The organism is Pseudonocardia sp. (assembly GCF_050246655.1).
In the GTDB taxonomy this organism is placed as follows: domain Bacteria; phylum Actinomycetota; class Actinomycetes; order Mycobacteriales; family Pseudonocardiaceae; genus Pseudonocardia.
On the sequence record NZ_JBFWVQ010000081.1, the window covers coordinates 1 to 11485 of the forward strand.

The 11485-nt window shown below is 74.6% G+C and carries 8 protein-coding genes; 5 read left to right on the forward strand and 3 right to left on the reverse strand.

Annotation, left to right across the window (positions count from 1 at the left end; genetic code table 11):
- Positions 1-1255 (reverse strand): PHA/PHB synthase family protein (locus tag AB7J25_RS21795; protein ID WP_428511536.1); only part of this gene is annotated, 1255 nt, incomplete at its 3' end.
- 199 nt (positions 1256-1454) lie between these two features.
- Between AB7J25_RS21795 and AB7J25_RS21800 the strand changes: the two genes are divergently transcribed.
- Together AB7J25_RS21800 and AB7J25_RS21805 are read left to right on the forward strand one after the other, a co-directional pair.
- Positions 1455-2669: an alpha/beta fold hydrolase gene (locus AB7J25_RS21800; protein ID WP_428511538.1), complete on the forward strand. Its 1215-nt coding sequence runs from the start codon at positions 1455-1457 to the stop codon at positions 2667-2669.
- A gap of 152 nt (positions 2670-2821) precedes the next feature.
- Positions 2822-3820 (forward strand): sigma-70 family RNA polymerase sigma factor, encoded by a 999-nt coding sequence (locus AB7J25_RS21805; RefSeq protein ID WP_428511540.1) that lies wholly within the window; start codon positions 2822-2824, stop codon positions 3818-3820.
- A 383-nt stretch (positions 3821-4203) separates the two neighbouring features.
- Here the strand turns inward: AB7J25_RS21805 and AB7J25_RS21810 are convergent, their stop codons facing one another.
- Both AB7J25_RS21810 and AB7J25_RS21815 read right to left on the reverse strand, forming a co-directional pair.
- The gene (locus AB7J25_RS21810) at positions 4204-5136 is read right to left on the reverse strand and encodes a carbon-nitrogen hydrolase family protein (RefSeq protein WP_428511542.1); all 933 of its coding nucleotides are present in this window, start codon (positions 5134-5136) and stop codon (positions 4204-4206) included.
- Positions 5121-5963 (reverse strand): class I SAM-dependent methyltransferase, encoded by an 843-nt coding sequence (locus AB7J25_RS21815; protein ID WP_428511544.1) that lies wholly within the window; start codon positions 5961-5963, stop codon positions 5121-5123. Before AB7J25_RS21815 ends, AB7J25_RS21810 begins: the two co-directional genes overlap by 16 nt.
- A gap of 132 nt (positions 5964-6095) precedes the next feature.
- Here AB7J25_RS21815 and AB7J25_RS21820 point away from each other — a divergent pair, with 132 nt between their 5' ends.
- The 3 genes from AB7J25_RS21820 to AB7J25_RS21830 all read left to right on the forward strand — a co-directional run bounded on the left by AB7J25_RS21820 (position 6096) and on the right by AB7J25_RS21830 (position 11401).
- A complete protein-coding gene (locus AB7J25_RS21820; RefSeq protein ID WP_428511546.1) occupies positions 6096-9251 on the forward strand; it encodes an ATP-binding protein in 3156 nt (1051 codons plus the stop codon).
- 212 nt (positions 9252-9463) lie between these two features.
- On the forward strand, positions 9464-9976 hold the full coding sequence (locus tag AB7J25_RS21825) for an RrF2 family transcriptional regulator (protein WP_428511548.1): 513 nt from the start codon (positions 9464-9466) through the stop codon (positions 9974-9976).
- Positions 9977-9985: 9 nt separating this feature from the next.
- On the forward strand, positions 9986-11401 hold the full coding sequence (locus tag AB7J25_RS21830; protein ID WP_428511550.1) for a LytTR family transcriptional regulator DNA-binding domain-containing protein: 1416 nt from the start codon (positions 9986-9988) through the stop codon (positions 11399-11401).
- The last annotated feature ends 84 nt before the right edge of the window (positions 11402-11485 follow it).

The following is an 11485-nucleotide window of genomic DNA, read 5'->3' on the forward strand; positions in this document are numbered from 1 at the left end:
CGACGTAGTTCCAGACCAGGTCGGTGGCCCGCAGCAGGTCGAAGGTGGTCTTCATGCTCGACGCGGGCAGGTAGCCGCTGCGCTGCATGCTGCGCTCGAGCCGGTCCACGGTCTGCTCGTCGGTGAAAACGCCCAGCTGGCCCGGGGCGGTGAAGTCGAGCAGCGTGTTCATCAGCGTGAGGGAGTGGACGCGGTCCTCGCCGCGAGCGGCGAGCCATGCGCAGGTGGCCGTCGCGAGGGTGCCGCCGAGGCAGAGCGCCGCGACGTTGACCCGCTCCGCACCGGTGATCTCCTCGACCACGTCCAGCGCGGCGAGTGGCCCCTCGCGCAGGTAGTCGCTCATCGTGACGTCCCGCAGGTCCTCGGACGGGTTGCGATAGCTGATCATGAAGACGGTGTGGCCGTGCTGCACCGCCCACTCCACGAGGCTCTTCCCGGGCGCGAGATCCATGATGTAGTACTTGTTGATCCACGGCGGGCTCATGAGCAGCGGGATCTCGTTCACCTGCTCGGTCTGCGGCTCGTACTGGATCAGCTCCATGAGCCGGTTGCGGAACACCACCTTGCCCGGGGTCGCCGCGAGGTCCTCGCCGACGACGTAGGTGCCCGGGGTGACCTGCCGGGGCATGCCGCGGTTGGTGAGCACGTCCCGGACGGCGTTGCGGGCGCCCCGGGCGAGGCTCAGCCCGCCGGTGTCGACCGCCTTCTTGAGCATCGCCGGGTTCGACCACGGCCAGTTCACCGGCTCGGCGGCGACGACGGCCTGCCGCACCAGGAACTCGATCTTCCTCCGGGCCTGCGGCGACACCGCGACGCCGTCGCCGAGCTCGCGCAGGTAGGCGGCGAGCAGGGCATGCTCCTGGCGGCAGAGGTAGTACCACGCGTTGGACTCCCACGCCGCGTCCGCGTAGCGCCGGTCCTTCGCGGGCAGGGTCGCGGGCCCGTCGTCCTCGCCGCCGACCGCGCGGACGCACGCCGCCAGGACCGCGCGGGCGGACCCCGTCGCGAGCTCGGTGGTGCTGCGGACCGCCGGGAGCGGCCGTGCGGCGAGCGCACGGGCGGCCTCGGCGAGCGCGTCGGCGAAGCCGGCCGGATCGAGGGTGGCCCGCGCCCCGTCCGGGTCGAGCAGGTCACGCAGCGTCGTCGCCATCTCCGATGCCGTCTCACGCAGCGTCGCCGTCGCCGTCGCGAGGTCGACCGGCATGTCGACCGTGTCGTGGGCCGTGTCGTCGGACCGGATCCGCGCTGATGCCACGTCTCGTCTCCCGTCTTCGTCGTCTGAGTCGACCTTCAGCATTCCCCGTACCAGCTGGTAACTACCGGGGTCACGGTGTATCCCTGGCCACGCCGATCACCGCCGTTCGGGATGGTTCCCATTGCTCGACATGCCGAGCACAGGTTACCGTCCGGTAGCAGAGAACTTACCGTTCGGTAGCACTCGACCGGAGGTCACCATGACGCTCGGCATCGACGCCGCCCGCCACACCGTCGGCGCTGTCGCTCACCTCGCCCGCTACCACGCCGCGACGACGGCGCGCGGGCTCGCGGAGCTGAGCAGGGCACCTCGCGCGCTGCCCCTGTCCTCCCCCGTCGACGCCGCGGGGCAGGCCCTGCGCTGGTGGGGCACGATGCTGGACCGCCGCGTCCCGCACTGGCACCTGCGCCACCGCACCGTGATGCGCACGCCGTTCGCGCACCTCCTGGACTTCTCCGACGGCTCCACCGACGGCTCGACCGACGGCTCCACGGACCGCCTCGTGCCGACCCTCGTGCTGCCCCCGCAGGCCGGGCACTCGTCCACCGTCGTCGACTTCTCCCCCGCCCAGAGCCAGGTGAAGGTCATTCGCGAGGCCGGGCTCACCCGCGTCTCCGTGCTGGACTGGCGGCCCGCCACCCGCGCGACCCGCCACATCACGATCACCGACTACCTCGACGTCATCGACCGCTCCGTCGAGCTCATGGGCGGGCGCGTCAACCTCGTCGGCAACTGTCAGGGCGGCTGGCTCGCCGCCATCTACGCGGCGCTGCACCCGGACCGGGTGCACACCCTCATCCTGGCCGGCGCACCGATCGACTTCCACGCCGGTGACTCCGTAATCGCCTCGACCACGAAGGCGCTGCACGGCCTGCTCGGGATGGTGCCCTACCGCGCGCTCGTCGCGCTGAACGGCGGCCTGATGTCCGGCCGGGCCGCCCTCGCGAACTTCATCCACATCCAGCCGCAGTCCGAGATCGGGCGCCAGCTGGACCTGCTGCACCACCTCGACGACACCGAGCACGTCGAGCGCTACCGGGTGTTCGAGGACTGGTTCAAGCACACCCAGGACATCCCCGGCGCGTTCTACCTCTGGCTCGTGGAGAACCTGTTCGTCCACAACAAGCTGATCAGCGGCGACCTCATCGTCGAGGGCCGCCGCGCCGACCTCGCGAACGTCACCTGCCCGCTGTTCCTGCTCGCGGGCGCTGCCGACCACATCACGCCGCCCGCGCAGCTCTTCGCCGCGGCCGACGCCGTGGGCACCCCGCCCGAGAACGTCACCGTGCGGCTCGCTGCGGGCGGCCACCTGGGCCTGTTCATGGGGCGCAACGCCCTGCGCGACGACTGGCCCGTGCTCATGTCGGCGGTGCACGACCTGTCGGCAGGCGAGCGCCTACCACTCGTGGGCTGAACCTTCACCCGGTCCGGTGCGTGAGTCGGGTCACGCACCGGGTCGCAGCCCGCGACCCCGGGAACGGATCGTGCGCGCGCTGCGTTCTCCCCTGTGAGAGCCCCGGCGGGACATGGCACGACCGCCCCGGCCGGGCCACCAGGGGAGGAAGCATGACCGTGACGCACGAGGCCGGGGCTGTCATCCCGGTCCAGCGCACCCGCGGTGTCGAGGTGTCGGCCGACGACCTCGACGCCCAGAGCCCCGCGGCCGACCTCGTCCGCGTCTACCTCAACGGTATCGGAAAGACCGCACTGCTCACCGCCGCGCAGGAGGTCGATCTCGCGAAGCGGATCGAGGCCGGCGTGTTCGCCCAGCACGTCCTGGACAGCCACGAGGAGCTCGACAAGCAGTACTCCGCCGACCTGCGGGCCGTCGTCCGCGACGGCGAGCGGGCGCGCAACCACCTGCTCGAGGCCAACCTGCGGCTCGTCGTGTCGCTCGCGAAGCGCTACACCGGCCGCGGGATGCCGCTGCTGGACCTGATCCAGGAGGGCAACCTCGGGCTCATCCGCGCGGTGGAGAAGTTCGACTACGCCAAGGGCTTCAAGTTCTCGACCTACGCCACGTGGTGGATCCGCCAGGCCATCACCCGCGGCATGGCCGACCAGGCCCGGACGATCCGGCTGCCCGTCCACCTGGTCGAGCAGGTGAACAAGCTCGCCCGGATCCGCCGCGACATGCACCAGCAGCTCGGTCGCGACGCCACGCACGCCGAGCTCGCCGCGGAGTCGGGCATCCCCGAGGAGAAGATCTCGGACCTGCTCGACCACGCGCGGGACCCGGTCAGCCTGGACATGCCCGTCGGCTCCGAGGAGGAGGCCCCGCTGGGCGACTTCATCGAGGACGGCGAGGCCGCCGACGCCGAGACCACCGTCATCTCCCACCTGCTCCACGACGACCTGCGCCGGGTGCTCGCCACGCTGGAGGACCGCGAGCAGCAGGTGATCCGGATGCGCTACGGCCTCGACGACGGCCAGCCGCGCACGCTGGACCAGATCGGCCGCCGGTTCGGGCTCTCCCGCGAGCGGGTGCGCCAGATCGAGCGCGAGGTGATGGCCAAGCTGCGCATCGGTGAGCGGGCGGACCGGCTGCGCGCCTACGCCAGCTGAGCCGATCCGACGGCCTGGCGCTCCCACCCCGAGCGGCCCGGCGCCGGACGTGCTGACGGCCCGGGGTCACGTGCCCCGGGCCGTCGGCGTCCGCGGACCCGATCCGGCTCCCCTCGACGATCACGCGGCACGCCGCACGTCCCTCGTGGTCGGCCACGCTCAGGGCGACGGCCACGCTGGTGTCGACCAGAAGCTCCGCCGGGTCACCGCTGGTCGGCATCGCGCAGCTGCTGCACGTCGGCGTCGGTCAGGGTCGCGCCCGTGGCCGGTACGAGCAGCCAGCCGTCCCGTGCCGGACCGGTTCGGCGGGAGCGGGCCCCGTCGAGAACGACCTTGTGCAGCTCGCGGGGCCCTGTTGATCAGCGCAGTGTCGTTCTCGACGGTCAGCCTGCGGTGAACCGGGCAGGCGGCCGGGCGGTGGTGTCGACGGTGAGGGTGAAGACGTCCGGGCGCGCGTAGTGGCCGACCGGGTCGAACTCGCGACGGGCGGCCCGCAGCACCGCCGGGTCGATCTCTGTGACCAGGATCCCCTCCTCGCCGAAGAGCGGCCCGGCGAGGACGCGACCGTACGGGTCGACGATCACGGTGCCGCCGCGCGACATCGTGTCCTCGGCACCGCCCCACAGGGCGTCGCGGTCCGGCACCGACGCGGGCACGTCGCACCCGCGCAGGAACGAGTTCACCCCCAGCACGTACGCGCGCCCCTCCCGCGCGACGTGGCGCATCGTCGCCTGCCACGCGTCGCCGGAGTCCCAGGTCGGCGCGAGGTACACCTCGACGCCCCGCGCCCAGAGCGCCGTCCGGGCGAGCGGCATGTAGTTCTCCCAGCAGATGAGCCCGCCGAGGCGGCCGGCCGGGGTGTCGAACACCGGCATCGTCGACCCGTCGCCCCCGCCCCAGACGGTGCGCTCGCCACCAGTCGGGACGAGCTTGCGGTGCCGGCCCGCGACGGAGCCGTCCGGCGCGAGGTAGAGCAGCGTGTTGTAGAGGGTGCCCCCTGCCCGCTCGTTCACCCCGACGGTGAGCCAGACCTGCGCGGCGCGGGCGATCTCGCCCAGCCGGTCGGTCTCGGGCGAGGGCACCGTCACCGACTCCCTGGCCAGCGCGTCGTAGAGCGCCCGGTCGCGCCAGGCGGGCGCCCGCCACACCCAGTCCGGGTAGGTGGGCACGAACGCCTCGGGGAACGCGACGATCGCGGCGCCCTCCGCCGCCGCCTTCGCGGTGAGCTCGGCGACCCGCTCGATCGTCGCAGTGCGGTCCAGGAACACCGGCGTGGCCTGGACGGCCGCGACCCGCACCGTCACTTCGTGCCCCATGCGACGATCAGCTCGCAGGGCCCGGCGAACCCGTCGGGCCCCTCGAAGCGCGCGAGCTCCTCGGCGATCTCCGCCCACGCCTGCGACCGCCCGGCCGGGTCGAGACCGGCGAGCATCTGGTGCAGCGCACCGAAGGACTCCCGCTCGAAGCGGACGCACTCCGCGGCGCTCGGCAACCGCAGGGGCGCGTCCAGCGTCCGCGCGCCGACGTCCCGGAACCCCGCGTCGCGCAGCTCGGCCTCCAGCACCCCCGGCCCGCCGAGGCTGAACGGCCCGGGCTGGCCCGCCGCGGGCGGCGGCAGTGCCGCCCGTCTGCGGATGACCGAGACCGGGATGGCGAAGAACGCGTTCCGCTCGGCCGTCGAGTAGACGACGGCGGCGATCCGCCCGCCCGGGGCCAGCGCCCGGTACATGCCGGCGAGGGCGCGCCGCCGGTCGGGCAGGTAGATCAGGCCGAGCCGGGAGATCACGGCGTCGAACTCGGCCGGAGCGACGTCGAGCGCCTCGCCGTCCACCTCCCGGGTGGTGACGTCCAGGCCCTCGCGGGCCGCGTCGGCGGCGGCATGCTCCAGGATCGCCGGCGAGAGGTCGGTGGCCAGCACCGACGCACCCCGCCGGGCGGCGGCCAGCGACTGCCCGCCCGCGCCCGCGGCGACGTCGAGGACCCGCGCGCCCGCGCGCACCCCGGCGCCGTCGAGCATCGCGGTCGTCGCCTCGGCCAGCCAGGCCTCCAGGGCGGGGCCCCAGTCGTGCCAGGCAGCGGCGGCGTCCTCCCACTGGGCGCGGGTGGTCCGCTTGTAGTGCATCGGGTCGAAGGTGACGGACATGGGTTCCTCCCCGTGATCGGATCGCCGTCCTCACACAGGAGGCGCCAGATCCCCGCGTCCGGCCGCCAGATCCCGTCTGGCGATTGCACCCGATCGCCCTCCGGCCCTGCGCGACGCGGCAGAATCGACGGCATGGCCCTCGTCGGGCGCTCCCGGCAGCTCGCCCGCATACTCGCCGTGCTCGCGGAGGCGGCAGCCGGTGAGGCCCGGCTGGCGCTGGTCACCGGCGTGGCCGGGATCGGGAAGACGACGCTGGTCGCCGCGGCGGCCACGCGCAGCGACCTCGCCGTCGCCTGGGGCACGTGTGCCGAACGGCTGCCCGCCTTCTGGCCGTGGACGGTGGCGCTGCGCGCCGCGCTGGCAGGCCTGGATCGCGAGGCCGTGACGGCGCTGGCCGGCGCCGAGACGGCCGACCTGGCGCGGCTGCTGCCCGAGCTGGGCGGCGGCGCCGGCGGCGACCCCCCCGACTCCGACGCGGCCCGGCTGCGGCTGTTCGACGCCGTCGCCCGGTTCCTGGAGCGGCTCGCCCGCCACCGCCCGCTCCTCGTCGTGCTCGATGACCTGCACTGGGCCGACCCGTCGTCGTTGGAGCTGCTGGACTTCGTCACCCGGCCCCACCGGCCGGTGGCGCTCGCGCTGGTCGGCGCCTTCCGCCACGACGAGCTGCCCGGCCCCGCCGCGCGGGTCCTCGCCGGGCCGATGGCGCGCGGCGAGCTGGTCGAGCTGCGCGGTCTGTCGGCGGACGAGGTGCGGGAGCTGGTCGCCGACACCGCGGGTGAGGCGACGGCCCGGGAGTGGGCCACGGAGATCCACCGCCGCTGCGACGGGCACCCCTTCTTCGCGCGCCAGCTGGCGGACCTGCTCGCCGAGCCCGGCGCGCTGCCGGACGCCGTCCCGCCCGCGGTGCGCGACGTGGTGCTGCACCGGGTCGAGCGGCTCTCCCCCGCCGCCAGGTCTCTGGTGGAGGCCGCCGCCGTCACCGGCAACGAGGTACGGCCCGACCTGCTCGCCGAGATCCTCGACACCGATCCCGCGACGACCGCGGATCTGGTCGACGAGGCGTGCCGCGCGGGCGTCCTCGTCCGGACCGGCGGGTCGGGTCACCGTCTCGCCCACGACCTCGTCCGCGAGACCGTCCGGTCCACCCTGACGGGGCCGGAACGGCTCGCGCTGCACCGGGCCGTCGCCGACGCGCTGGAACGCCGGCACGAGCGCGGGCTCGCCGTCGACCCGGCGGACGTCGCCCGGCACTGCGCGGAGGCGGTGGCGATCGACGGGCCGCAACGCGCCGTGGCGTGGGCCCGGGCGGCCGCGGCGGCGGAGCGGGGACGGCTGGCGTTCGACGAGGCCGCCGCGCACCTGCGCCGCGCCCGCGCCGCCGTCGAGCAGGGCGGTGGCCGCGGTGCGCAGGGCACCACCGGTGGCCTGCTCGTCGACCTGCTCGTGGACGAGGCCGACGCCCGTGCCCGCGGGGGCGATCCCGGCCGGGCCCGCGACCTGCTCGACGACGCCCGCGAACGAGCCGCGGCCCTGCGCGACGCGGAGCGGCTCGCCCGCGTGGCCCTGGGCGTGCAGCGGCTGGGATCGCGGTTCGCGATGCCGCGCGACGAGGTGGTCGGGGTGCTGGAACAGGCCCGGGCGGCCGTCGAGGGCTCGGGTACGACCGTCGAGGCCCAGCTCGTCGCCGCCGTCGCCCGGGAGCTGCACCACTCGGTGCCGGAGCACCGCGCGCGGGCCCGCCCGCTGTCCGAGCACGCGCTCGGCCTGGCGCGGCGGCTCGCCGACCCGGCCACACTCGCCACCTGCCTGCTCGCCCGCCACGACGTCCTCTGGACGCCGGGGCGCGCGGCCGAACGCGTGGGCATCGCGCGCGAGATCGCCGAGCTCGCGGACCGTGCGGGCGACGCGGAGCGGCACGCCGAGGGTCTGCTGCTCACCGCGAACGCGATGCTGGAGGCCGGGTCACCGGGCTTCCGCGGACCGCTGACGGAGTTCCTGCACGCCACGGAGCGCCTCGGGCAGCCCCGCCACACCTATCTCGTGCTCACCCGGCGGGCCGCCGTCGCGCTGCTCGACGGCCGGCTCGCCGACGCGGCGGCGCTGATCGACGAGGCAGGCGCGCTCGGCGAGCGGATCGGCGAGCCGGACACGGGCAACGTCCGGATGTCGCAGGTCGTGGGCCTGGCGCGCGCCCGGGGCGAGCCGGGTGAGCTGCGCGCCGCCGCGGCGGCCGCCGTCGCGCACTGGGTCGGGGTGCCGTCACACGCGCACGCCGTGGCCGCCGGTTTCCTCGCACTCGCCGGCGACCTCCCCGCCGCCCGCCGGGCCCTCGACACCGTCACGGCGATGGACCGCTGGCGCGAGGACCGCTCGTACCTGTGGCCGGTGTTCGTCGGCGGGATGGCGACGGCCGCGGCCCGCCTCGGGGACGCGGCCGTCTGCGCCCAGCTGCTCGCCGAGCTGGAACCGGTCGCGGACGCGTGCGGGGTCAACGGGGCGCTGGTGTGCTTCGTCGGGAGCAACGCGCACTGGGCGGGTCTCGTGGCGGGTGCGCTCGGCCGCCCGGACCACGCCCGACACCGGCTGGAGCAGGCTCTCGACGTGCACCGCAGGCTCGGCGCGGCGGCATGGGAGGCGGAGACCGCCGCGGAGCTGGCGCTGCTCGGCGTGCCGGGTCACGCCGAGCGGGCAGGCGAGCTGGCGGCCGAGCTGGGTCTCGGCGCGGTGGCGGCGCGGCTGGCGCGGGCGCGCGCCACCCGGACCGCGGCCGACGCCGAGCTGCGCCGCGACGGCGAGCTGTGGTTCGTCCGGCACCACGGCAGCTCCGCGCATCTGCGCGACCTCAAGGGGCTGGCCGATCTCGTCGTGCTGATCGCCCGGGCCGGCCACGACGTGCACGTCCTGACGCTGGCGGGTGCCGTCCACCGCGACGACGACTCCGGCCCCGTCCTCGACGACACCGCCCGCACCCGCTACCGCCGCCGGGTCGCCGAGCTGGACCGGGTGCTCGCGGCGGGGCCGGACCCGGCCAGCGCGGCACGCGTCGCGGCGGAGCGCCGGGCGCTCGTCGCCCAGCTGTCGCGCGCTCAGGGCCTCGGCGGACGCACCCGGGCCCTGGGCGCAGGCACCACCGAACGCGCCCGCAAGGCCGTCACCGCCCGGCTGCGGGACGCGATCCGGCGCATCGCGGCGGAACTGCCCGAGCTGGGCGAGCACCTGAACCGGAGCGTCGTCACGGGTACGACGTGCCGCTACGAGCCGCACGCCGCGCTCACCTGGCAGCTGTAGCCGGGGCGGGCCCCGACGGTGCACGACCCTGCCGCACCCGGCGTGGTCGGCCTCGGTCGACCCTTGCAGCTCGCCCCGGCGCAAAGTAGCATCCGAGATGCCGATTTAACTGTCGATCATGATCTCGACCGTGGTCGAGCACCACGCCACCGCGCGGGCGACCGCGCACCCGCCGCGGCCCGTCCGACCCACCGATCCTGGCGAGCCGAATCGTGAAGCACACGAACCATGCGGACTACGCGCTCCGCGTCCTCATGTACCTGCGCGTCGCACCGGGACGCCGCGGCTCCATCGCCGGCATCGCCGCCGCGCACCGCATCTCGCGCCACCATCTCGACAAGGTCGTCCGGCGGATGGCCGCCGCGGGTCTCGTGCAGACCACCCGTGGCCGCGGCGGCGGGGTCCAGCTGACGCGCCGACCCGACGGCATCAGCCTCGGCGACGTCATGCGCGCCATGGAGGACGACTTCGCCGTCGTGGAATGTCTGGGTGCGGCGCGGTTTTGCCGCATCGCCGGCGTGTGCGGGGCCCGCAGCGTCTTCGCCCGGGCCCTGGACTCCTACTTCGCCGTGCTCGACGGCGCCACCCTCGACGACCTCGCCGCCAACGACCTGGGGCTGCGCGGCGCCCTCGGCCTCAGCGGAAACCCGGTGAGGTCGAACGCATCGCCACCCGTTGGGGAGGAAGCACATGTCGAGCGCGGCGCGGCCGGCGCGGGACGGTAGGTGCGGGGCATGAAGCTGGCCGTCTCCTCAGGGGATCGATCCGACCTCGCGGCCGGATCGGCCGTCAGGGCGCGGCGCCGCGAGACGCTGTCGGCCTGGGAGCACTTCGTCAAGGGCGACGACGAAGCCGCGACCGCGATCGTTCCGCCCTGCGTGCTCCGTTCCTGGTACCGGTGCCGGGACACCCACCACGTCGACCCCATCGCGCCGAGCCGTCCGGCGCACACGAGGCACGACGAACCGGTGCCCCGCCACGCGGACGTGTACGTCCTGCTCGGCGAACTCGCCTCGGACATCGTGGCGGGCGTCGGCAACTGCCTCGCGACGGTGACCGATGCGCATGCCCGGATCCTCAGGAGCGAGACGGCGCCGGAGCTCCGGCCGCTGGCCGCCAGGAGCGACCTCGAGCCGGACGCGCTGTGGCCGGAGTCGAGACACGGAACCAACGGGATGGGGACGGCCCTGCTGCAGGAACGTCCCGTCGTGGTCCGCGGCCCCGAGCACTGGCGCCAGGACATGCACGGGTGGACCTGCCTGGGGGTCGCGCTCCACGACCCCGTGACGGGCCGTCCGGTCGGGGCCCTCAACGTCTCGTCGCACTCGGAGGCGCGCATCACGCGGCTCGTCGAGAAGCTGGACTCCGGGATGGTGCCGGCGCGCCGCCGCCTGTTGCGGAACGCCTTTCGCGACGCGACGGCCGTGGCCGAGAGATTCGCCCTGGAGACCTTCACGCGCGGGGGACGGGTGCTGGGGCTCGACGTGGCCGGCAACGTCATCACGGCGAGCGAGGCCGTGCGGCGGGAGATCCGCGGCCTCCCACCGGGTTTCCTGCTCGATCCGACCTCCCGCCGCTGCCCGGCCCGCACCCCGTTGCACACCGTCGCCGCCCGGTCCGCTCCGCTCGCCGCCGCGGACCCGGACTGGACGGGCACCGCGGTGATCGGGCACCCGTTCGGGCGCCCCGATCTCTACCGCATCACGCCGGTGTACGGCGCAGCCGGGCTCGCCGGCTGGATCCTGGCGAGCCGCGGGCGGGCCGCCGCCCAGGACGTCGCCGTGGCGTCCGCGACCGAAGCCGCGCAGGACCACCCGAACCGGATCGCCGCCCTCTCCGGGGATTCCGTGCTCCTGCTCGATCCGAAGGAGATCCGGTATGCCGAGGCGAGCCGGCACATCGTCTGGCTGGTGACCGACCTCGGCCGGGTCAGGGCCGCCGCGAAGGGCATGCTCACCGTCGAGCGCGAGCTGGCGCGGTACGGCTTCATCAGGGTTCACCGCAGTTTCGTCGTCAACCCCGGACGGGTGCGGCGGATACACCACAAGGGTCATGGACTCATCGCGTTGAGCACGGACGAGATCGGGTCGGAGACCATTCCCGTGTCGAGGCGCAGCACCGAGGTCGTGCGGCGGCTCCTCGGGCTGTGACGCGGGTCGTCGACGCCCACGCCCCCGGGGTCACCGGGGGCCGTGGAGGCGCCGTTGGTGCCTCCCACGGAACCGTTCATGCCC